At 46.0% G+C, this 22,095-nt stretch carries 19 protein-coding genes; 11 read left to right on the top strand and 8 right to left on the bottom strand.

What is annotated here, in order from left to right:
- Window positions 1-33 precede the first annotated feature (33 nt).
- Together BDI_RS09790 and BDI_RS09785 are read left to right on the top strand one after the other, a co-directional pair.
- The gene (locus BDI_RS09790) at window positions 34-1,335 is read left to right on the top strand and encodes an ABC transporter permease (RefSeq protein WP_005854684.1); all 1,302 of its coding nucleotides are present in this window, start codon (window positions 34-36) and stop codon (window positions 1,333-1,335) included.
- A gap of 36 nt (window positions 1,336-1,371) precedes the next feature.
- The gene (locus tag BDI_RS09785) at window positions 1,372-2,613 is read left to right on the top strand and encodes an ABC transporter permease (RefSeq protein ID WP_011966638.1); all 1,242 of its coding nucleotides are present in this window, start codon (window positions 1,372-1,374) and stop codon (window positions 2,611-2,613) included.
- Between the two features lie 99 nt (window positions 2,614-2,712).
- Here BDI_RS09785 and BDI_RS09780 read toward each other — a convergent pair whose 3' ends face one another.
- The gene (locus tag BDI_RS09780; RefSeq protein WP_005854688.1) at window positions 2,713-3,270 is read right to left on the bottom strand and encodes a phosphatase PAP2 family protein; all 558 of its coding nucleotides are present in this window, start codon (window positions 3,268-3,270) and stop codon (window positions 2,713-2,715) included.
- A 4-nt stretch (window positions 3,271-3,274) separates the two neighbouring features.
- Window positions 3,275-3,652 (bottom strand): diacylglycerol kinase family protein, encoded by a 378-nt coding sequence (locus BDI_RS20265; RefSeq protein ID WP_005864789.1) that lies wholly within the window; start codon window positions 3,650-3,652, stop codon window positions 3,275-3,277.
- A gap of 218 nt (window positions 3,653-3,870) precedes the next feature.
- On the opposite strand from BDI_RS20265, the gene BDI_RS09770 reads away from it, so the two are divergent.
- From BDI_RS09770 to BDI_RS09745, 6 genes are all read left to right on the top strand, one after another.
- Window positions 3,871-4,911 carry a sensor histidine kinase gene (locus BDI_RS09770; RefSeq protein ID WP_008780162.1) on the top strand — a complete coding sequence of 347 codons (1,041 nt, stop codon included), beginning with the start codon at window positions 3,871-3,873 and terminating at the stop codon, window positions 4,909-4,911.
- A 1-nt stretch (window position 4,912) separates the two neighbouring features.
- Complete coding sequence (locus tag BDI_RS09765; RefSeq protein WP_008780163.1) at window positions 4,913-5,617, top strand: LytR/AlgR family response regulator transcription factor; 705 nt, start codon at window positions 4,913-4,915, stop codon at window positions 5,615-5,617.
- A gap of 125 nt (window positions 5,618-5,742) precedes the next feature.
- Window positions 5,743-7,227: a TolC family protein gene (locus BDI_RS09760; RefSeq protein WP_005854697.1), complete on the top strand. Its 1,485-nt coding sequence runs from the start codon at window positions 5,743-5,745 to the stop codon at window positions 7,225-7,227.
- A gap of 9 nt (window positions 7,228-7,236) precedes the next feature.
- Window positions 7,237-8,607, top strand: a complete 1,371-nt coding sequence (locus BDI_RS09755) for a sigma-54-dependent transcriptional regulator (protein WP_005854699.1) — start codon at window positions 7,237-7,239, stop codon at window positions 8,605-8,607.
- Between the two features lie 12 nt (window positions 8,608-8,619).
- Window positions 8,620-9,921, top strand: a complete 1,302-nt coding sequence (locus BDI_RS09750; RefSeq protein WP_011966637.1) for a sensor histidine kinase — start codon at window positions 8,620-8,622, stop codon at window positions 9,919-9,921.
- A gap of 310 nt (window positions 9,922-10,231) precedes the next feature.
- The gene (locus tag BDI_RS09745) at window positions 10,232-10,624 is read left to right on the top strand and encodes a Dabb family protein (protein ID WP_005854703.1); all 393 of its coding nucleotides are present in this window, start codon (window positions 10,232-10,234) and stop codon (window positions 10,622-10,624) included.
- A 65-nt stretch (window positions 10,625-10,689) separates the two neighbouring features.
- Here BDI_RS09745 and BDI_RS09740 read toward each other — a convergent pair whose 3' ends face one another.
- Together BDI_RS09740 and BDI_RS09735 are read right to left on the bottom strand one after the other, a co-directional pair.
- Window positions 10,690-11,787: a phosphotransferase enzyme family protein gene (locus tag BDI_RS09740; protein ID WP_005854705.1), complete on the bottom strand. Its 1,098-nt coding sequence runs from the start codon at window positions 11,785-11,787 to the stop codon at window positions 10,690-10,692.
- Between the two features lie 89 nt (window positions 11,788-11,876).
- Window positions 11,877-12,131, bottom strand: a complete 255-nt coding sequence (locus BDI_RS09735; RefSeq protein WP_005854707.1) for a type B 50S ribosomal protein L31 — start codon at window positions 12,129-12,131, stop codon at window positions 11,877-11,879.
- Window positions 12,132-12,354: 223 nt separating this feature from the next.
- Between BDI_RS09735 and BDI_RS09730 the strand changes: the two genes are divergently transcribed.
- Complete coding sequence (locus tag BDI_RS09730) at window positions 12,355-13,353, top strand: class II fructose-bisphosphate aldolase (protein WP_005854709.1); 999 nt, start codon at window positions 12,355-12,357, stop codon at window positions 13,351-13,353.
- Between the two features lie 70 nt (window positions 13,354-13,423).
- Here the strand turns inward: BDI_RS09730 and BDI_RS09725 are convergent, their stop codons facing one another.
- Window positions 13,424-15,430: a hypothetical protein gene (locus tag BDI_RS09725; protein ID WP_005854711.1), complete on the bottom strand. Its 2,007-nt coding sequence runs from the start codon at window positions 15,428-15,430 to the stop codon at window positions 13,424-13,426.
- Window positions 15,431-15,519: 89 nt separating this feature from the next.
- Between BDI_RS09725 and BDI_RS09720 the strand changes: the two genes are divergently transcribed.
- Together BDI_RS09720 and BDI_RS09715 are read left to right on the top strand one after the other, a co-directional pair.
- Entirely contained in the window at window positions 15,520-16,143 is a 624-nt protein-coding gene (locus tag BDI_RS09720; protein WP_008780164.1) for a DUF4923 family protein, read from the top strand.
- 6 nt (window positions 16,144-16,149) lie between these two features.
- On the top strand, window positions 16,150-17,517 hold the full coding sequence (locus tag BDI_RS09715) for an MFS transporter (RefSeq protein ID WP_008780165.1): 1,368 nt from the start codon (window positions 16,150-16,152) through the stop codon (window positions 17,515-17,517).
- Here BDI_RS09715 and BDI_RS09710 read toward each other — a convergent pair.
- The 3 genes from BDI_RS09710 to BDI_RS09700 all read right to left on the bottom strand — a co-directional run bounded on the left by BDI_RS09710 (window position 17,488) and on the right by BDI_RS09700 (window position 22,076).
- A complete protein-coding gene (locus BDI_RS09710; protein ID WP_005854716.1) occupies window positions 17,488-19,632 on the bottom strand; it encodes an HRDC domain-containing protein in 2,145 nt (714 codons plus the stop codon). The genes BDI_RS09715 and BDI_RS09710 overlap by 30 nt on opposite strands.
- 92 nt (window positions 19,633-19,724) lie before the next feature.
- Window positions 19,725-20,087, bottom strand: coding sequence for an MmcQ/YjbR family DNA-binding protein (locus BDI_RS09705; protein ID WP_005854719.1), 363 nt, complete (start codon window positions 20,085-20,087; stop codon window positions 19,725-19,727).
- Window positions 20,088-20,108: 21 nt separating this feature from the next.
- Window positions 20,109-22,076 carry an alpha-L-arabinofuranosidase C-terminal domain-containing protein gene (locus tag BDI_RS09700; RefSeq protein WP_005854721.1) on the bottom strand — a complete coding sequence of 656 codons (1,968 nt, stop codon included), beginning with the start codon at window positions 22,074-22,076 and terminating at the stop codon, window positions 20,109-20,111.
- Window positions 22,077-22,095: the final 19 nt, after the last annotated feature.

The raw sequence follows: 22,095 nt of genomic DNA, 5'->3' as shown, positions 1-22,095 counted from the left end.
ATAGATAGATAACAGTCATAAAAACGAACACATATGTATAGGCAATATTTTAGACAAGCTCTACAGATGCTGAAAGAAAGCCCTTTCTTCAGCGTGATTACCATTCTGGGCACGGCCTTGGCGATCTGCATGATCATGGTGATGGTCATTGTCTTCGAGATACAAAATAAAGGCTTCAAGCCGGAGTTGAACCGGGATCGGACGCTTTATGTGAAGGACGTGGCGATCACGCATAAGAATGAGGAGGATGGCGGTATGAACTATTCCCTTGTCGGTGGCCGTGTGGCTAAGGAGTGCTTCTTTACGCTGAAAACCCCGGAGGCCGTCAGCATGCAATTGATGCGGATGCAAACGCTGGTCACTTCCACGGATCAAACGAGACGGATGAAATGCGATCAGATACGGACCGACGAGGGCTTCTGGAAGATCTTCGATTTCGAGTTCTTGGCGGGAAAACCATTCCTGCGGAGCGATGTGGAGAGTAATATCAAGAAAGCGGTGATCAGTCGCAGGTTGGCACTCCGTATATTCGGGTTGGCAGACGAGAGCGTGATCGGGCAAACGATATTGGTGGCACGCCGTCCATATGTGGTTGGCGGTATCGTGGAGGACGTATCTCCTCTCGCCAACCGTGCGTATGCCCAGATCTGGATTCCTTATGCTCAATCCGATGTGGATCGGCTGATAAACGAGGAGACATTGGAGGGTCTGATCGGTAGTTATCGGGTCTTGATATTGGCTCGCTCAAGCGGTGACTTCAACAAGATCAAGACCGAGGTGGAGCAAAACGTAGCCCGGTTTAATAATTCCTTGCAAGAACTCAAGATTGACTTGATGAAGCAGCCGGATACGCAGATGGAGAGCCGCCTTCGCTTGTGGAGTAATGTCGTGCCCGACGTGCCGAGAATGTTGGGGCAGTATGCGTTGGTCTTGATCGTCTTGCTTCTGGTCCCGGCTATGAACCTTAGCGGGCTTACTGCGTCAAGGATGCAGAAACGCATGGGGGAGCTGGGGGTACGGAAAGCGTTCGGTGCGAACCGTGGCACGTTGATACGGCAGGTACTGGCGGAGAATCTCGCCGTGACGTTATTGGGCGGGGTGTTGGGATTGCTGTTCTCCTATGTGGCGGTCTTCTTGCTTAAGGATTGGCTGCTAGGCTCGTTCGAGCTGGCTTCCTTGAATAGCGGCCTGACGTTGAGCGCGGGGATGTTGATCCGTCCGGCTATATTCTTCTTTGCTTTCCTGTTCTGTTTATTGCTGAATCTGCTGAGTGCGGCGATTCCGGCGTGGAATGCCTCTAATGGGAATATAGTGGATTCATTGAATGATAAGTAATAACCGGTTTTGTTAATTCTATAATTCGTCACTGATATGATAAAGCATCTAGTAAAGATCATCTGGAACCAACGTAGGCGCAATGGGTGGATTGCCGCCGAGATCCTGCTGGTATTCGTGGTTCTGTGGTACATAATCGATTCGCTAATGGCGGTTGGGAAAGTCTTCTTCGCCCCGATGGGATGGGATATCGACCATGTCTATTGGATCTCGATGGGTGTGGAAGAGGTAGACCGGAACGAGATGGATTCTACCTATCGATACATCACTTCCGGACGCAGCATGCTGACGGCGATCGACCGTATCAAGACCTGCCCGGGTGTGGAGGCGGTGGGTGCGGGGCTGATGTCCATGCCGCATACGGGAGAGAACCGGTACATGCATGTTGCCGTGAACGATTCGATAAATGTAGAGTACGTGAAGCTACTGGAAGTGACACCCGGTTTTCTGGAGGTGTTTAATTTCCGTCCCATGGAGGGCGAGAAGAAGGATTGGGAAGAGATGCTGAACGGGCGTCAGGTCGTTCTTTCCGCCGGCCTGTTTAGGGAATTTCAGGAGAAAGGCGGCAAACGGGATGAGGGGATTTCCTTCTGGGGGGATAGGCGATCGATCGGTGGGGTTACCGCCGATTTCCGTGCCGACCGTTTCACGAAAAGCTGTAGCTGGCTGTTCATGCCTTTGACGGATGAAGAGATCGCCGAGGACGATACCGATTTCCATGTGAAGATCGCCATCCGGGTAAACCCTTCTGCGGATCATGATTTCCCGGAGTTCTTCGTGAAGCAAATGGAGAAGCAACTCTCCATAGATCGTTTGTATTTGCTGGATGTCATCCCATACTTGGACTTGAGATATAGCATGGAATTAAGGAATGGCGTAAAATCCGAGTTGCAGAACCAGATAGCCGTGATGGGATTCTTGCTGTTCAATATATTCTTGGGGATCATCGGCACGTTCTGGTTCCGCACGGAACAACGGAAAGGGGAGATGGGGTTGCGGATCGCTTTGGGTTCCACCCGTTTTAGCTTAAAGGGGATCATGATTGCCGAGGGGGTATTATTGTTGACATTGATCGCTGTCCCGGCCTTATTGATCTGTTTTAATCTTCATGTGTCGGAATTGACGAAAGGATTCTATATGGATTATACGATAGCCCGTTTTGCGGCGGGGTTCCTTATAACCTACTTAGTCATGGCGGTGATGATCATCTTGGGGATATGGTATCCGGCTCATCAAATGGCACGGTTGGAACCTGCGGATGCCTTACGGTATGAATAACACTTTTTGTTTAACATATTACACTTACACACAATTGAAAGCCCGGTCTTGTAGTGATACATGGCCGGGCTGTTTTCGTGTTTGGCAAAAATTCGCGAGTTAAAACGTCATTGACGCATATACCCCATAATGCCCGTCTCCCGCTACCGGGCTGATAGACAGGTTATGTTTCTTTGCGAACGGACGGGTAAAGATATAGGCGCTACCGGCGCCGATAACGGCTCCCGCCGCCACGTCCCACCAATCATGCTTCTTCCCATAGACCCGGCTCCAACCCACGTAGGTAGATACCGCATAAGCCGGAATACCCCATTTCCATCCATAACGCCTTTGGATAAAAGCGGCTCCCGCAAAGGATACGGAGGTATGCATGGATGGGAACGAATGATTATCGCTGAAGTCGGGCCGCTCTTTCTTCACTAGGTATTTCAGCGCATAGGTTACGCCCAATGTCGTAACCCCGGTGAATACGCCTTGTTTCAGCCCTTGCCAATCTTGGGTTGCCAATACGGTCGCTAGACTCGCCACCGGAGTGATAAACACCAATACGTCTCCCGAGGTCCGTACGGCTTTCCGGCTACCGGTCACCTTCAATTCTTGTCCGTTAACGGACAGGCATAGCATGAGCATTGTAATTGCGAAAAGGATATGTCTCATAGATTTAAAATATAGTTGCTATTTTAGGTATAAAAATGACGAACCCGACGATTGCTGCCGCTATCGCCATCAATAATACAGCTCCCGCCGCCAAGTCTTTCGTTCGCTTGATAGCCTCATTATACTCAGGGGAGACCAAATCTGCTAGGGCCTCGATGGATGAATTGACCGCCTCGGCAGCTAATACCGCTCCGATCACGATCGTTACTGCGATCCATTCCATGCGGGAAAGTCCAAATACCATTCCGGCGATAAGTACGCAAACTGCCGCGAAACAATGGATCCAAGCGTTATGCTCCTTCGTGATCAATAGCTTGATTCCGTTGAAAGCGAATTTAAAGCTTCTGGCTCTCTTTCGAAATGTGAAACCGTCATTCTTCATTTTTATAGCATCTCTTATTGAGGAGGGCAAATATAGGTATTTTTTGCCTTTATCGCATATCCTGACGAACAAACAGGATATTCACCTTTCATATTCCGCAATTCGTCAAGATTACTTGTTGGTTTTTATCTGGAACGATAACTTCGTTGATTAAAAAAGTACCTGTGATATGAGCATAGATCAAAGTAAAAGAATAAATTTATGGCTTGAAATCAGATATGAAGATAAAATATAACTTTCTAAGTCCGTTGCTAATGGCGATATTGACGATCTGTTGCCTGTGGATTGTTACGGATGTCGCTTATGGTGTCCGCATGTGGGAACTGGGAGTGGACGCGTGGATCGGGCGTATCAAGGCCCTTGCTATTATATTGATCGGCGTTAGCTTATCTTATTTGTTTTTTAATTACTTGGCTAATACTTTTTTAGATAGGAATAAAGAGCGGAGGTCCCGCCCGGTATTCCGGGAATATCTATGGGTGGTCTTGTTTAATTTAGTCGTGCTCAATATCGGCTTATATATCGTGATCTATTCTATAAATGGAACGACCTATCGGTGGGGAGAGGCGTTAATGATCAATGCGGTAGCTGTGCCGATCTTTCTCCTATACTATTTCTTGATCCGTAATAATATATTAGCCAAACGCTATTCGGAGAAAATCGTTCAATTGGAGAAACTGAGAGTAGATCAGCTGGAAACGCAATTGAAGCTGCTGAAGATGCAATACCATCCCCATTTCCTGTTTAATGCCTTGAATACGATCTATTTCTTGATCGATGAGGAAAATGAGGAAGCGATTGAGGCTGTAGAGTTACTTTCGGACTTACTCCGTTATCAATTATATGATATAAATACGAAAGTGACGATCGAAGAGGAGATTGATTATTTGCGAACATATATTCAATTCCAGCGACTTCGTATGACGAAACGCTTACAGTTCGAGGAGTCCTTTGACCCGGAATTGACCGGACAAAAAATACATCCGTTGCTTTTCCAGCCATTATTGGAGAATGCGTTTAAATATATAGGCGGAGCGTATCGGATACAAGTATCTATGCGGAAAGAGGGGGCAAAGGTCTGTTTGGGGGTAAGCAATACTTTCAATCCGGATTTCTTGGAACAAAGAAAGGGGAAAGGCATTGGGATCGACAATCTGAGAAAACGGTTGGAACTATTGTACCCGGATAAACATGAGTTACGTATAAAAAAAGACAATACCCGTTTTAGGGTTGAGTTATGTATTGATTTATCAGAATAATATGGAAATAAAGTGTATCATAACGGATGATGAGCCAATCGCCAGAAAAGGACTTCGGCGACACATCGGTAAAATTGATTTTCTGACCATCGTCGGAGAATGTGAGGACGCTATACAACTCAATAATATGCTGAATTCGGTTCAGGCGGATTTGCTTTTTCTGGATATAGAGATGCCGGATATGTCCGGACTGGACTTCTTGGAGAGTGCTCAGAACGCTCCTAAGGTAATTATCACCTCGGCATACGAGCGGTATGCGTTGAGAGGATATGAGTTTGACGTGGTGGACTATTTATTGAAACCAATCTCTTTTTCCCGTTTCCTGAAATCGGTCAATAAAGCACATGCGTTGATGGAATCTACATCGAAAAGCGAGGAGCCCGCTTATATCTTCGTCAAGACGGAGAAGCAACTTAAAAGGCTTTATTTAAAGGAGATTCAATTTATAGAGGGCATGGAGAACTATATTGTTATCCATACCCTCACTTCCAAAGAGATCGTTCATCTCCGGTTGAAGAGTATACAGGAAACGCTGCCGGCACAAATTTTTATGCAAGTGCACCGCTCTTTCATCGTAAATCTTTCTTATGTACAAGCGATAGAAGGAAATCTATTAATCATTGGGGAGCATAAAATCCCGGTGTCGCGTCCTTTACGGGAAGAGGTATATAAATCGATCGTCAATAATCAACTCATTCAAAGATAAGTATCCAAAAACGAACACACTGTTCATTATCGAACACTTTAAATATTCCTATTTATCGGATTATCAATAGTATATGTTTTTGGCATGCCTTTTGCCTTAGGCAGGGTAAAAAAACTTATACTAAGATGAGAAGGATCTATATAGCGATGTGTTGTCTGTGGGCGGGGATTTCGGGAGTATGTGCCCAAGACAATACGAATAAAGTTCGAATAACCCTGCGGCAAGCGATCCAGATCGCACAGCTTCAATCCGTAGACGCTGCCGTGGCGCTCAATGAGTTGCGAACGGCCTATTGGGAATTCCGTACGCATCGGGCGGATCAGTTGCCGGAAGTGATATTTACGGGGACTCTGCCTTCATATAGCAAGCAATACTCGAAGTACCAGCAATCGGATGGTTCTTATACCTATGTGCAAAACAATGCCTTAGGCTTAAATGGAGAGATCTCTATCGCCCAGAACATAGCCTTGACCGGAGGTAAGATCGCCTTGAATACCTCCTTGGATTTTACCCGTCAGCTAGGTAGTGGCGCTTACAACGAGTTTATGAGCGTACCTGTTAGTTTGACATTGACGCAACCGATCTTCGGCGTGAATGACCAAAAATGGAAACGTCGTATCGAGCCTGTTCGTTACCAAGAGGCTAAGGCCGCTTATATGGAGAACGTGGAGAATGTAACGATCGCTACCATCACGAATTACTTCAACTTACTGTTGGCGGAAGATAATCTGGATATCTGTAATCAGAACTTGCTGAACGCCAATAAACTCTATGACATAGCGGTAGCGAAGCGTAAGATCGGGCATATCTCGGAGAGCGAGTTGATGCGTTTGAAACAGTCGGCCTTGCAAGCGAAAGGTAAGCTAACCGAGGCCCAATCCAATTATAACGCGATGATGTTCAAGCTCCGTTCCTTTTTAGGGATGAGCGAGCAAGACGTGATCGAGCCTGTTCTTCCCGAGGCGATAGAAGGGGTCCGTATGGATTATCAGGCGGTATTGGAGAAGGCTCAAGAAAATAACTCATTCTCAAAGAATATCATGCGCCGCCAGTTGGAAGCGGATTATGATGTGGCGACCGCCAAGGGAAACCGTCGAAGTATTAACCTGTTTGCCTCCGTGGGTTATACCGGTAAGGATATGTCCATGCGAGGAGCTTACAACCCGTTGAAAGATAACCAGATCGTAGAGGTCGGGCTTTCGATTCCTATCTTGGACTGGGGAAAACGGAAGGGAAAGGTAAAAGTAGCCGAATCGAATCGGGATGTCGTACTTTCCAAGATCCGTCAGGAGCAAATGGATTTTAATCAAGATATCTTCCTCTTGGTGGAGAATTTCAATAATCAAGCCGCTCAATTGGAGATAGCCGCCGAGGTGGACACGTTGGCGGAAAAGCGCTACAAGACCTCGATCGAGACTTTCATGATCGGAAAGATCGATATCCTAGACTTGAATGACGCCCAGAGTTCGAAGGATGACGCGAAGCAAAAGCATATCCAAGAACTGTATTATTACTGGCGTTATTTTTATAACATCCGTAGTATAACATTGTATGATTTCTTGAATAATCGTACATTAGATGCCGATTTCGAGGAAATCGTGAAACGATAAATTGATTATATGATACTGATAATAGATGATGATGCGGCTGTTCGTTCCTCGCTTACATTCCTGCTAAAACGTGCGGGTTTCCGGCCGGAGGCGGTTCCGGGGCCGAAGGAGGCCTTGGAGGTGGTCCGTGCCACGGCGCCGGAGCTGATCTTGATGGATATGAACTTCACGTTGACTACCACGGGCGAGGAGGGGATTCAATTATTGAGACAGGTGAAGATCTTTCGTCCCGATGTACCCGTGATCTTGATGACCGCTTGGGGATCGATCTCTTTGGCCGTGCAGGGAATGCAAGCCGGAGCCTTCGATTTTATCACGAAGCCTTGGAATAACTTGGTATTATTAAAATCGATCCGGACCGCCTTGGAACTGAGCGAGCAGAAGAAGGAGGCAAACGCTCCCTTGAACCGTTCGGATGCCGATCATAAATTTCATTTTGATAAGATCGTGGGGCAAAGTGCCGCTTTGATGGATGTCTTGGGGACGGTCTCGCGTATCGCTCCGACAAACGCCTCTGTCTTGATTACCGGCGAGAGCGGTACGGGTAAAGAGCTGATAGCGGAAGCGATCCATGCGAATAGCCCCCGGTCGAAAGAGGCTTTCGTAAAAGTAAACCTAGGCGGACTTTCCCAAAGTCTTTTTGAGAGCGAGATGTTCGGACATAAGAAGGGGGCTTTTACGGACGCGTACATGGATCGGGTAGGGCGTTTCGAGATGGCGAACAAAGGTACGATCTTCTTGGATGAGATCGGCGATTTGGAACTGTCTTGCCAAGTAAAGCTGCTTCGGGTATTGCAAGACCAGACCTTTGAGGTCTTGGGGGATAGCCGTCCCCGGAAGGTGGATATACGGGTCGTAAGCGCTACAAACCGGGATTTACGATCGATGGTGGCGGACCGTACGTTCCGTGAGGATCTTTTTTACCGGATCAATTTGATCACGGTGCATTTACCCGCCTTACGTGAGCGAAGGGAGGATATCCCATTGCTGGCCCGGTATTTCGCGGATAAGCAATCGGAGATCAATGGGCTACCGAGGGTGGAGTTCTCATCGGATGCCCAGACCTATTTAAGCCGTCTCCCTTTTCCCGGTAATATCCGTGAGTTGAAGAACTTGGTGGAGCGGACGATCCTTGTGTCGGGTAAGACGCTTTTGGATACCGCTGATTTCGAGGTTCATTGCATGAATACATCCGGTGCTAAATCGACGATTCCGCCTTCTTTGGAGGGCTTGACCTTGGATGAGTTGGAGAAGCAAACCATCTTACGCTCCTTGGAAGCGCATGGAGGTAATTTATCGCATGTCGCTACGGCGTTGGGAATCAGTCGTGCCGCCTTGTACCGGAGATTAGAGAAATACGGAATCCCGATCGATAAATAAGAAGAGGCAAGGATGAGGCTGAAAGGACTATTCTGGATATTGACGACGCTGCTGTTGACTATATTGGCGGTGGTGACTTATTATGTCTTTTATACGTCTTCTATCCGGATGTTTTTCGCGGTAGAAGCCTTGGTCTTGCTTACGATCATCTATTTATTTGTCTTTTATCGCCGTATCATAAAGCCCTTGCATATCATCGGTAACGGTATGGAGCTGTTGAAAGAGCAAGACTTTAGTTCCCGCTTGGGAAAGGTCGGGCAAACGGAGGCGGACCGGGTGGTCGATGTGTTTAATAAGATGATGGAGCAGTTGAAGAATGAGCGTTTGCACCTCCGGGAGCAAAACCATTTCTTGGACTTGCTGGTCAACGCCTCTCCGATGGGAGTGATCATCTTGAACTTGGATGAGGAGATTCTATCCATGAACCCGGCCGCATGTAAATTGTTTGGCGCGCAAAGCTCGGAGGATATGGTGGGAAAACGTTTTCTTCAACTAGATTCTCCCTTGGCGGAAGAATTGGTACGGGTTCCGATGTATCAAGCGCAAACCGTCCGGTTGAACGACGCTAATATTTATAAATGTACGCATTCCTCATTTGTGGATCGAGGTTTTCACCACCCGTTTTATTTGATAGAGACGTTGACCCAAGAGGTGTTCAAGGCCGAGAAGAAAGCGTATGAGAAAGTGATACGTATGATCTCTCATGAGGTGAATAATACGACCGCGGGTATCACCTCTACCTTGGATACGTTGGAGTCTACTTTCAGCGGGATGGAAGATATGGAGGATGTCTGCGAGGTTTTGCGGGTCTCCATAGAACGCTGCTATAGCATGAGCCATTTCATCACCAATTTCGCCGATGTGGTGCGTATACCCGAACCCCAAAGTCGTCCGCAAGCATTGAACCAAGTGGTGTCCGCTTGTAAACGCTTTATGGAGACAGTTTGCCAGAACCGGAATATCGAGATTGTTATGGATCTGAGCGAGGAATCTCCAGTCGTGAATTTGGATAATTCATTATTCGAGCAAGTCTTGGTCAATATTATCAAGAATGCCGCCGAATCCATCGACCGGGACGGAAAGATCTATATCCGGACGACAGTGCGTCCTACCTGCTTGGAGATAGCCGATACGGGCAAGGGCATCGACAAGGAAACGGAAACGAAACTGTTCAGCCCGTTCTTCTCTACGAAACCGAACGGACAAGGTATCGGCTTGATCTTTATCCGTGAGGTGCTGTTAAAACATGATTGCCGATTCTCTCTCCGCTCTTACGCGGATGGATTGACAAGGTTTAAGATTTGGTTTAGTTGAAATAATCCCTTTATGGTTTGAGGTTTTTCCCTTGTAGGCTAAGGCTGTATTCTTACAGGTGTTAGCCTTTTTGTCTGCTTGTATTCATCATGCAACAGCCGTTGCATGATCATCTACCAACTGTTGCACGATCTTCTACCAGTCGTTGCATGATCGTCCAACAGTTGATAGATGATGGATGTCTCTTGAGGAAAAGTCTAAAGATAGGGATGGAAAGGGCTAAAGGATATGGAGGTTTTGGGCAAGCTGTACTGGATTTTATACTATCTTTGGGCCGTATAAATGCAATAGAAATCTAATCTTGAATATCATGAAGAAAGTAGTATCTGTATTATTTATCCTTGCGATTATCGTATTTTCTGTATTAATGGTAAGCTATTCGAGTGATCAAAAGCCGGAGAAAGTTCTTCGCCATGTTGTTATGTTCGGTTTTAAGCCGGATGTGTCCGAGGCGCAGGTGAAAGAGGTTGAGGATGCCTTTTGTAAGTTGCCTTCTCAAATCGACTTGATCAAAGGATATGAGTGGGGAACGGATTGTAGTCCGGAGGGATTGCAACAGGGCTTGACTCATTGCTTTTTCTTGACTTTTCATTCGGATGCGGATCGGGACGCCTATTTGGTACATCCGGCGCATAAAGCATTTGGCAAGGTGTTAGGAGGGAAGGCATCGGCGGTTACGGTGTTGGATTATTGGACGAAATAAAAAGAATGGGCGGGATGAATCGATGAGTCACCCCGCCCGTTTTTATATTCCTTAGTTACTTTATATTATAACCATTGATTCATGAACTGATCCATCTCTTCCGCATGGGCTTCTAGGCTTTGAAGTAGCTTGAATTGGGCTTTCGTACGGATTAAGTTATGTTTCGGGCTATGGATCTTGTAATAGGTATCGCCGTTGATATAATCGGTTAAGAAACGAACGGTCTGCATATAAGTCAATAAGCGTCCACCGTAAGGTAGCAATTTGATCTCGGTAGGAGTTAAGAACGCCTTGGCCTTTTCCATGTATCCACGGGTATAGGCTTTGAATATCTCCATATTAACGTTTACGTTATCCAGATTCTCATCGTCCTCGGCACCCGTATTGGCTCCGGTACGGATAAAGTCGCCGATATCGGAAAGGACGAAGCCCGGCATCACGGTGTCCAAGTCGATCACGCAAAGCACCTTGTCGCTATCAGCGTCAAACATCATATTGTTAACTTTTGTATCGCAATGGTTCGTGCGTTTCTTCAATTGGCCCTCACGGTACAGGCGTTCTTGAATGCACATCGCTTCGGCACGTTTCTCGATCTCCTCTACCAAATCTTTCACCTCTTCCAACCGGCCTGCCGGATTAGCGGCTACAGCCTCATGGAATTGTCGCAAGCGGAACTCCATATTATGGAAATCCGGGATGGTCTCGCCCAGCGTACCCTCGGGTATATCGGACAACATGGTCTGGAAATCACCGAACGCTTTGCCAGCCTCATAAGAAAGCTCAGGAGTTACTTCCTCATAGCTTTTGCTGCGAGGGATGAATAGGCATACCCGCCAATAACTATCTCCATCGAAATAATATTTTTTCCCGTCTTTAGTCGGCAAGAAGGTTAATACCTTACGGTCGATATCCGTTTCACCTTTTTCCTCCAGCTTTTTGCGGATATGAGTGGTAACCACATGGATGTTATTTTGCAGCATATCCACATTGGTGAAGATTAAATGGTTGATACGCTGTAGCACGTATTTGATCTCCCCTTTCTCGTTGGTCACTTTCAATGTATCATTAATGTGTCCGTTTCCGAATGGTTCAGCGGAAACTACTTTCTCGTCCAACTGGAACTGATCCAAGATGTTTAGTAATTGTTCTTTCGTTTTTGCCATGATATTTCATTATGTTAACTCCGGCAAAGATACAAAAAAAGGCCACGATACAAATCGTGACCTTTTTTTATTTCTTAAAGAAAGAAATCTTATTTCTTGTTACGGTTACCATAACGGCTCATGAACTTATCAACACGTCCGGCTGTATCGACCAACTTAGACTTACCAGTGTAGAACGGGTGAGAAGTGTTAGAGATCTCGACCTTTACCAACGGATAAGTTACGCCGTCGATCTCGATCGTCTCTTTAGCGTTAATAGTAGAACGAGTGATGAATACATCATCGTTTGACATGTCCTTAAATACTACAGGACGATAATTTTCAGGATGAATACCTTTTTTCATTGCTTTATTATCTATTTTAATTTATACTCTGTATATATTTGGTAACCGGTATTTTGGCTTGCAAAGGTAAGGGTTTGCCACAAACAAACAAAGAAAATCGTATTATTTTTTTCAAGGGCGTTGATTTTGTGTTATTTTATATGCTTTGAAGCATCATTTGTCGTGAATCTTGATTATCTTTGTGCAAGTTTTTAATCATTAACGTAATAACATAATAACAACTATGGTAAATTACAAAGATTTGGGCTTGGTGAACACAAAAGAAATGTTCGCTAAGGCTATCAAGGGCGGATATGCTATCCCTGCTTTCAACTTCAATAACATGGAACAGATGCAGGCTATCATCAAGGCTGCTGTAGAGACAAAATCTCCGGTTATTTTGCAAGTTTCAAAGGGCGCTCGCCAGTACGCAAACGCTACTTTGCTTCGTTACATGGCACAGGGTGCTGTTGAATATGCTAAGGAATTAGGTTGCCCGAATCCTCAGATCGTTCTTCACTTAGACCATGGTGATACGTTTGAGACTTGCAAGAGCTGTATCGACTCTGGCTTCTCATCTGTAATGATCGACGGTTCTCACCTTCCTTATGAAGAGAACATCGCTTTGACTAAGAAAGTTGTTGAGTACGCTCATCAATTCGATGTAACTGTAGAAGGCGAGCTTGGTGTATTGGCAGGTGTTGAGGATGAGGTTTCTTCAGACCACCACACTTATACCAATCCTGAGGAAGTTATCGACTTCGCTACTCGTACGGGCTGCGATTCTTTGGCTATCTCAATCGGTACTTCTCACGGTGCTTATAAGTTCACTCCGGAGCAATGTACGATCGACCCTGTTACAGGTAAGATGGTTCCTCCTCCATTGGCATTCGACGTTTTGGACGCTGTTATGGAGAAACTTCCGGGATTCCCTATCGTTCTTCACGGTTCTTCTTCTGTTCCTCAGGAAGAGGTTGAGACTATCAACAAATTCGGTGGCGCTTTGAAGGCTGCTATCGGTATTCCTGAAGAGTGGTTGCGTAAGGCTGCTAAATCTTCTGTATGTAAGATCAATATCGACTCAGACTCTCGTTTGGCGATGACTGCCGCTATCCGCAAGACTTTCGCTGAGAAACCGGCTGAATTCGATCCTCGTAAATATCTGGGCCCGGCTCGTGATAACATGGAGAAACTTTACAAACACAAGATCATCAACGTTCTTGGTTCTAACGACAAGTTATAATCGGAAGTTTCTTGATATAAATAAAGAAAGCCATCTCGGTATCGGGATGGCTTTTCTTTTGGTCTGTAGTTTAGTCTTTTAATACCTTACGAAGCGCTTCCAACATCGGATCTACGGTAAGATCGTTGCCGGTAGCTTGCTTGATCCACACATTCGGGGTGAGGCGGCCTTGCTTGAATATCCGGCTAACCTCATTCGCGAAATCCTTGCCATTGAGGTAGTTCTCTAGCTGGAACTCGATAATCTGTCCGAAAGCGTAGGCGGAAAGGTAGAGCGGATAACCGATCATATGGGAGTAAATCGCTAGAACGGTCTCGTCTTTTACACCGAATACCGGAGCGTAATACTTATTCCAGATTTCCTTGGAAAGACGGATCACGGCCTCCTGCAATTCCCCGGCGGTAGCGTTAGGATGTGCGTACATCCATTTCCATACGGAGATATCCAGCATGGAAACACCGCAAATCTCATACATGCTCCATATCTTATCCAAGATATCCATCTTTTCTTTTTCCGGATTCTCGTCTTTTATGCCCAGTAACTCAAGGTCTCTTTTCTGGAAGACAAAGGCCAGCGCTTCGGTGAAAGCCGTATTGGGAACTCCGTTGAGCATATAATAATCGACATCATATAATGAGATCGTTTGCTCTACGTTATGTCCGAACTCGTGGATGGCGATATTATATCCTTTGTAATCCATCCCTTGTGAAGGGATACGGGTACGTAAACGGGAACGCTGGCCTTTCATGGAGGCTCCCCACGCATGACCGGAACCACGGGCGGGATCGACTGCGATCTTATCCGCTAGATATTGGGCACGATCGGGGCTGAATCCTAGTTTCTGTAATATTTCCGGTAGCTTCTTTTCCATCGTTACCGCATCGGGATACAGGGTACGGGTTTGCTCGTTTAGCTTGTTCTCGTCCAGATTGCTACGGGCCTTGAAGCCATCGTACCATATATCGTAGGCTTCCAGTTTGCGTCCGAGGCGTTTGGAGATGATTTTCCCCACTTCCTTTAGTTCGGGGGCGGAAAGGAATTGATCGAACAGGGCTTCTACATCGTTGACATCTATTTCCATATCTTCCGTGAACTTACGGTCTATATAGGTGTTTCCCGTATATTTGTCTATACGCTGCATGGCGTTGAAGTTATTCAACATTTTCTGATAGCGGGCCGGGCTTTCAGGGGTACCTTCTAGTTCATTTCCTGCTTGAGATAACGTATTGGCGTACGGGTTCCATTCGTAACGATCCGAGTTGATCACCTCTTTCGGGATTTCTTGCGAGATGATTCGCTTCATGATCTCATATACCATCCGTTGTTTTTCCAATCCCTCTTTTCCTTTGTTATAATTGGCCTTGATCTCGTCGCGAAGGTTCCAATGGCAAAGTAAGCGCATGTCGGAGGGGAAAATGGTTTTTCCTTTAGGAGTTAGTAAATGCCCCATATAGATATTATAATCCGCTATGTAAATATCCGCGTCACTTTCCGTATCTGCGGCGGCTTGCTTTACTTCCGCCGGTATCCGTTCCGTAAACATATCGCCTAGCCGGGCGTAGGCCCATGCTTTACGGTCATTCCCTAACGCCTCTTTCTCCTTGAGAGTAAGTTGGGGAAAGTTGAGGGCGATGATGAAGCCGATCTTGTTGGCGTATAGATCGTCCATTAGGTGGGAACTGGGGCTGTAGGATCCGAATTTCTCATCGATGGCGTGTAGAGGTCCGGTATCTAGGTTCAAATTTCGTTGCAGACAGAGTACCATCTCGTTGAAATTGCCATTGATACCTTCAATATACTCGCTGATCTTGAGGAAAACTTGGTCTTTTTCGGCGGGATCGGATAGATAATTCTCCCGGCAGAAGGTTTGAAACGCTTGCTCATCCCCATCGGAGGTTTGCCAGAGGCGGGCTACTTGCTCGACACCCTTTGTGATTCCTGCTTGATTCTTAGCGTCCTTGGCTATTAGCTCGTCAATCGTAGCTTTTACGATAGAAGGCTGGATGCTGGCTTGCCCTTGCATAAAGCTAAAGGCGCAGGCCAGTAACATACAAATACGTACGACTTGCTTTCTCATGGTATGTTTGTATAAAGTTATTTAAAACAAATGTATGAATAATATTCGTATCTTTGGCCGATTTTTCTAATTGAGTAAAAAACAAAGAGATGAAAAAGTTACTATGTATGTGGATGGTCGTATGCGGCCTTTTGTTGATTCCCGGAAACATGAAGGGACAGTCCTTGAAAGATATCTTAAATTCATCTGCCGTAAAGAACGCCGTGACTTCTGTCACCGGAGGGAAAGCCGTGACTTTCGAGAATTTACAGGGAACTTGGATGTATGTGAACCCTGCCCTGCAACTGGAAGGTGATAATGCCTTGAAGAATGTAGCGGGAAGCTTGGCTGCTACCGAGGCAGAGAAGAAAATGAAGGAATATTGCGCGAAAGTAGGTATCGTGGAAGGTGTATTTAATTATGTCTTTAATTCGGATAGTACGTTTACGAGCGCGTTGAAAAGGGGAAGCTTGAAAGGTACTTACTCGGTGAGTCCGGAAGATAAAACGGTGACGTTACGGTATACGGTGGGTAATAAGAAGCTGACCGTTTCTACGCTTACCGCCCATGTCGTCCTTTCTGGTAATGAGTTGACATTGCTTTTTAACGCGGATAAATTACTGAAGTTCTTGAGCACGGTTTCTTCTATATCCAGCAATACGACCTTGAAAGCTATCAATAAGTTGGCAAGTGAATATGATGGCATGATGCTGGGTTTCGATTTGAAGAAATAATGTAATATGATACGATTTATACCGAGGCGTTATTGGGCAGTAATAGCGGTTGCGTTGGCATTGACCATGTCCGTGTTGGACGGCACGATTGTCAACGTGGCGCTTCCTACCTTGTCCCGTGAATTCGGGACATCCCCTTCCTCCACGATCTGGATTGTCAACGCTTATCAGCTAACGATTACGATGTCTCTTTTATCGTTCTCCGCTTTGGGAGATATTTATGGATATAAGCGGATTTTCTTGATCGGGACGACAATATTCTGCTCAACGTCATTATTTTGTGCCTTATCCTCGTCTTTCGCCATGTTGACGGTCGCGAGAATATTGCAAGGGATCGGAGCCTCGGCTATCATGAGCGTGACGACCGCTTTACTTCGTATTATTTATCCTCCACAATATATAGGGCGGGGAATGAGTATCAATGCCATGGTCGTGGCGGTATCGATTGCTGCCGGGCCGTCGTTGGCGGGCGCTATCTTATCAGTCGCTTCTTGGAATTGGTTGTTCGCTATCAACGTACCTTTAGGGATTTGCGCGATTATAACGGGTTATTTTCTTTTGCCTCAAAATCCTTGCAAGGATGGGCCGAAACGAAAGTTTGATAAGATCGGTGGAATCTCGAATGCCCTGACTTTCGGATTGCTGATTTATTCGTTGGAAGGCATCGCCCATCATGAGAACTGGAGAATGATCGCTTTACAGGTTCTTCTTCTATTGGTGATCGGAACATTTTTTATCCGCAGGCAACTACGGCAGGAGGTTCCGATATTGCCATTGGACTTGATGCGGATTCCGATATTCGCCTTGTCCGTATTATCCTCGATCACTTCATTTACGGCACAGTTGTTGGCGATGGTATCATTACCCTTTTATTTGCAAAATGTGGCCGGAAGAAATGAGGTGGAGACGGGGCTGCTGTTGACTCCTTGGCCGGTAGCGACGATCTTGACCGCTCCGGTAGCCGGGAGGCTGATCGAGAAATATCATCCCGGATTGTTAGGCGGTATCGGAATGGTGGTGTATGCGACCGGACTTCTTCTATTGGCTTTATTGCCGGGGCAACCCACCAATATGGATATCGCTTGGCGATTGATGCTTTGCGGTATGGGTTTCGGCCTGTTCCAGACCCCGAATAATAGCACGATGATATCGGCCGCCCCTCGTTCCCGGAGTGGCGGGGCGAACGGTATGCAAGGTACGGCACGACTGTTGGGGCAAACGCTGGGGACGACATTTGTCGCTTTGATCTTTAGTGTTACCTCTGCCACCGATAGTATGCCGGTTTGTATGTATGTAGCGATCGGTTTCGCTTTAGTCGCCGCTATCGTGAGTTGTCTCCGTATCTCACAGCCCGTTCCCATGCGTGGAAGGTGAGTAGGAAGATACGATTTCTAATAGGGTCTCACCGTAGTTCTCTATGATCTTTTTGCCGATTCCGGGTATCTTCAACAGTTCTTTCGAGTTCGTGGGCAAAGTGTTGCAAACGCCAATTAAGGCTTTCTGTTGCAAGATCGTGTAAGGAGGCAACTCCTTTTCTACGGCAAGCTCGTATCTCCATTGTTTCAAACGGGCATATAGCTCAGGATGTAAGACATCCGTGGAGACGGGGATCTTTTCCGCTTCCGTCGATTTCCGCGTCGATTTCTGCTTGCTGGCAACAGCCGACTCCTCAATGTTCGCTTTAGCCTTGGCGGATAGATAGTCGATGAGACGAAAACCATCTTGGCAGGCTTTTAATGTAGCGACCTTGATCGTAAGCTCATCGCTGAAAGCTTTTAATGCGGATGTAAATGCCTTACGGGCCTCTTTATTGTCGATCTCTACATCGGAAGCCTCTATCAAAGGGAGGCAATAGGTCTCGATCTTTTCCAGAAAGTAAGCGCAACCTTTTCGGATGCGGTCTTGTATATGCTCGTCCGTATCATAGAGATTCGTGCTGGAGATCATACGGGTGAGTTGCTGGCAGAAACGTTCGCCTACTTCTACTATATCCGAACGGAAATAATCCCGTACCCGGGGATATTGGTTGCTTAATTCCGGGTATAGTTTTTGCAGATGGGTGTATGCCGCGTAAGATGTATATTGCAACTTTTGTTGTACGGGATTGAAGTCGAATAGCTCGGTTGCCAATCTCAAATAATACTGTTGTTGGGCTTGACGCAGTTGGTCTTCACACGGTTGACGCTCCGAGAGGGAAGAGGTATAACTTAATATCTTCTCATCGCTAATCATGGCGTTTCGAGTGATCGGGCTACTTAATACCATTCCTTCCAATGTCTTGCAACGGCTCAAAGCAACGTAGACTTGTCCGTGTGAGAAGGCGGCGGATGCGTCGATGATGGCATGCTCGAAAGTCAAGCCTTGGCTTTTATGGATCGTGATCGCCCAAGCGGTTTTCAGTGGGTATTGGCTGAAAGAGCCGGCGATTGTCTCCGTGATATCCTTCGTGTTCTCGTCGATCGTATATTTCACGTTTGTCCATGTCTCCCGGTCTACGGTGATATCGTTTCCTAATTCGTCGGATACGATAATCTTGCTCGGGCTGATGAAGACAATTCGGCCGATCTTTCCGTTATAATATCGCCTTTCGCCGGAAGAGTCGTTTTTTACGAACATGACTTGAGCGTCTTGCTTTAGCTCCAATACCTCGTCGGTCGGGTAGGAGTAAGCTGGAAAGTCATCCTTGATCTCCGCCTTGTACGTATAAGCCGGGCCGGGTAATTCTTGCAACTTCCGGTTATTGATTTGCTGGGCTTGATAATTATGGGTTGTCAGCGTGATATAACCTGCTTTGTCATTTGGTTTAAAATTGGGGATATAACGTTGGTTTAAGGTGTGTAGCGTATTCTCGTCGAAGCGGTTTTCCCGGATATTGTTCAATAAGCGTACGAACGTATCGTCCGCTTGGCGATATACTTGAGTTAATTCGATGCAAAGATAATCACTTTCGGAAAGAGCCTTACTGTCAAAAAAGAAGGGAGAGGCGTAATGTTCTCTCAACAAATTCCATTCGTCCTCCTTCGCTACGGGGGCTAATTGTTGTAAATCTCCGATCAATAATAATTGAACGCCCCCAAAGGGTTTATTCCTATCCCGATAACGACGTAGCATATCACTGATAGCATCCAGCAAATCGGCACGTACCATACTGACCTCATCAATCACGAGCAGGTCCATACTACGGATGATATTGATCTTATCCCGGCTGAATTTATGAGAATAGGATTTATTTTGCCCGGAGGCCATTTCGCTACCCGGTATATACGGTCCGAAAGGTAGCTGAAAGAAGGAGTGAATGGTTACCCCTCCCGCATTAATCGCCGCCACTCCGGTAGGTGCTACCACAATCATCCGTTTTGGGGAAGTCTCTTTAAGTTTTTTCAAGAATGTGGTCTTTCCTGTTCCCGCTTTTCCGGTAAGGAAGATGTTGGTTCCGGTATTTTCCAGATAGTTGAAGGCAAGGTCCAATTGTAAATTCGTCTGCATCATATTTAAGCTGTTTAGGTGAATTCACAAATGTACGTATAATCTTTCAAACGTCCTTCTCAAATGGAAAATAAACGGAGTAACTGCGCTAAAATCTACATCCCTTTTTCCTTTTTAGGAAGAGATTGATATACGATATCGTAGGATTGTTTTATAAGCTCTTTGATCTTGTTGTCGGGTACATCTTGATTAAAATAGACACTAATCCAGTATTTTTTATTCATATGCCAACCGGGTGTTATGCCAGAGTATCGAGCTTGCAACTCTCCCGATTCATTCGGGTCACATTTGATACAGCAAAAATCAAATACTTCGATATTTACGAAGCAGAACCATTTACTTCCTACATAAAAGCAAAGAACGTCCCGACTGTATTTATCAGGAACATTCGTGAAAGGCATTTTTTCATAAACACCATTCAACGAAAGGCAATATTCCCTAAACTCTTCAATATTCATAACATTCGTATGTATGATAGATTATAGCGATATCCTATAGACTAAGAAACTCAATGGTTGGACGGAGACTTCAGTAGCGGGAGCCTCTAGTTCCACCGCTGATTCAATGGGTATGACTGTTTCCGGTTTACCCAATGTGTTCTTCGCTTCTAAGTCTGAGGCATGTAAGACCATCAACTTTCCTTTATGCTTGCCGGATGAGATTCCGTTTAGGTTTAATTGGATCTTTTTGCTCTGGATGCCGGTATTGACGATTTTGATGATGAGCTCGTTTGTGCCTTTGTCGAGGGCGGCTGTGGCGAATAGCTCGCTTTGCCCGGTAACGGCTTCTTTGTTCATCGTCAGGGGCAATACGTTTGTTCCGGCATTGTGCCCGTATAATTGTTGTACATAGTAGTTAGGAGTTTTCACGATGTTTAGGTTGTTGAACCAGATTAAGTCCGGACGCCATTGCCACGCATCGACATGTGCGAATAAAGGGGCGTATGTACATAATTCCACCACGTCGGCATTCCGTTCAAGACCGGTCATAAACGCAGCCTCGCATAATGCGGTCAGGAAGCTATTCTCCCGGTTAGTCGGGTGGCAAGCATATTCACCGGCGAACACTTTGGGGCCTTGCCGATCATACGAATCATATCGTTTGGCACTATTTAGGAACCATTCCGGTGAGCGATAGAAATGTTCATCCACCAGATCTACTTTTAAGCGTTTCATCTCCGGCCATAGATATTCGAAATCTTTTCCTTCCGAATCAGGACCGGAACTGCCGATGATTTTGATCTCCGGATATTTGGCTCGGATGGCTTTCACGAATGGTTCGAGGCGTTCGGGATATAATGGTCCCCATTGCTCGTTGCCGATAGCGATAAATTTCAGATTAAAAGAAGCCGGATGCCCCATATCCGCACGCACTTTGCCCCATTGGGAGGTAATCGGGCCATTGGCGAATTCGATTAAGTCCAAGGCATCGTCTATATAAGGTTGTAATTTATCTACCGGCACATGCTGGTCCATACCCTCATTCTCAAACTGGCATGACAGCCCGCAATTCAATACAGGCAGGGGCTCGGCTCCGATATCTTCGCTTAATTGGAAATACTCAAAGAATCCCAAACCGTAAGATTGATAATAATCCGGGAATTTCTTGTGAGGAAATGTATAATTCCATCGGCTGATATTGATAGGCCGGTTCTCTACGGGGCCTACCGTATTTTTCCATTGGTAGCGTGTGGCGATGGTTGTACCCTCAACGATACATCCACCCGGGAAACGAAAGATTCCCGGCTTTAGATCTTTCAACGCTTGTGCCAGATCGCGGCGTAGGCCGTTCGTGCGATTGTTGAATGTTTTTTCCGGGAAAAGGGAGATATGTTCCATATCCAAAGTACCTGCCGTTTCCATCGTGATGCGTAGGCGTGATTTAGCCTCGGTAGCTTTGGGAGACAAGATAACGGAATATTTCTTCCAGTCTTTTCCTTTTATCTCTAGGTGTTGTGTCTCATAAATATCGTTATCCCTGTTTACTAATTCAATACGTAGTTTGATCGGGTTATTGGTCTCGGTACGGGCATATAAGGAAAAGTCGTAATTTTCGTCAGCCTTTATACCGATACCTTTGAAGCCTTCGTTCTCCAGACCGGTTCCGGTGATTTGCCCGGTATAAGTCAGGTGTGCGTAATGGGGGTTTTTGTTGAAACAGGGATTCTTCTCAGCTATACTTACATCGCCGAAAGGCTCCCAACCTCCCCATGGATTCTCAAACTCGAAGGAGCGGTTCTTGATTAGCTCCGCATACAATCCTCCATCTGCCCCGAAATTGATATCCTCGAAGAAGATTCCATACATGGTTGACTGGATAGGCGAGCCTACTTTCTGTATATCGATGTCAAACTCATGGACAGGAACGATGTCTTGTGCGGTCATGCAGTTTACACCTACACTTAAGAGGAATAAAGCCGCGGTTTTTTTCATGTTCTTTCTTCTCATATTCTATGTTTTTCAATAA

Source organism: Parabacteroides distasonis ATCC 8503 (assembly GCF_000012845.1).
Classification (GTDB): Bacteria; Bacteroidota; Bacteroidia; order Bacteroidales; family Tannerellaceae; genus Parabacteroides; species Parabacteroides distasonis.
This window is presented reverse-complemented; position numbering and strand designations above follow the sequence as displayed.

Coding starts and splice junctions, on each gene's coding strand:
- BDI_RS09725 (WP_005854711.1), bottom strand. CDS start 15,430: ATGAGAAAGCAAGTCGTACGTATTTGTATGTTACTGGCCTGCGCCTTT.
- BDI_RS09720 (WP_008780164.1), top strand. CDS start 15,520: ATGAAAAAGTTACTATGTATGTGGATGGTCGTATGCGGCCTTTTGTTG.
- BDI_RS09735 (WP_005854707.1), bottom strand. CDS start 12,131: ATGAAAAAAGGTATTCATCCTGAAAATTATCGTCCTGTAGTATTTAAG.
- BDI_RS09730 (WP_005854709.1), top strand. CDS start 12,355: ATGGTAAATTACAAAGATTTGGGCTTGGTGAACACAAAAGAAATGTTC.
- BDI_RS09750 (WP_011966637.1), top strand. CDS start 8,620: ATGAGGCTGAAAGGACTATTCTGGATATTGACGACGCTGCTGTTGACT.
- BDI_RS09705 (WP_005854719.1), bottom strand. CDS start 20,087: ATGAATATTGAAGAGTTTAGGGAATATTGCCTTTCGTTGAATGGTGTT.
- BDI_RS09770 (WP_008780162.1), top strand. CDS start 3,871: ATGAAGATAAAATATAACTTTCTAAGTCCGTTGCTAATGGCGATATTG.
- BDI_RS09715 (WP_008780165.1), top strand. CDS start 16,150: ATGATACGATTTATACCGAGGCGTTATTGGGCAGTAATAGCGGTTGCG.
- BDI_RS09710 (WP_005854716.1), bottom strand. CDS start 19,632: ATGATGCAGACGAATTTACAATTGGACCTTGCCTTCAACTATCTGGAA.
- BDI_RS09760 (WP_005854697.1), top strand. CDS start 5,743: ATGAGAAGGATCTATATAGCGATGTGTTGTCTGTGGGCGGGGATTTCG.
- BDI_RS09740 (WP_005854705.1), bottom strand. CDS start 11,787: ATGGCAAAAACGAAAGAACAATTACTAAACATCTTGGATCAGTTCCAG.
- BDI_RS09780 (WP_005854688.1), bottom strand. CDS start 3,270: ATGAGACATATCCTTTTCGCAATTACAATGCTCATGCTATGCCTGTCC.
- BDI_RS09745 (WP_005854703.1), top strand. CDS start 10,232: ATGAAGAAAGTAGTATCTGTATTATTTATCCTTGCGATTATCGTATTT.
- BDI_RS20265 (WP_005864789.1), bottom strand. CDS start 3,652: ATGAAGAATGACGGTTTCACATTTCGAAAGAGAGCCAGAAGCTTTAAA.
- BDI_RS09785 (WP_011966638.1), top strand. CDS start 1,372: ATGATAAAGCATCTAGTAAAGATCATCTGGAACCAACGTAGGCGCAAT.
- BDI_RS09700 (WP_005854721.1), bottom strand. CDS start 22,076: ATGAGAAGAAAGAACATGAAAAAAACCGCGGCTTTATTCCTCTTAAGT.
- BDI_RS09755 (WP_005854699.1), top strand. CDS start 7,237: ATGATACTGATAATAGATGATGATGCGGCTGTTCGTTCCTCGCTTACA.
- BDI_RS09765 (WP_008780163.1), top strand. CDS start 4,913: ATGGAAATAAAGTGTATCATAACGGATGATGAGCCAATCGCCAGAAAA.
- BDI_RS09790 (WP_005854684.1), top strand. CDS start 34: ATGTATAGGCAATATTTTAGACAAGCTCTACAGATGCTGAAAGAAAGC.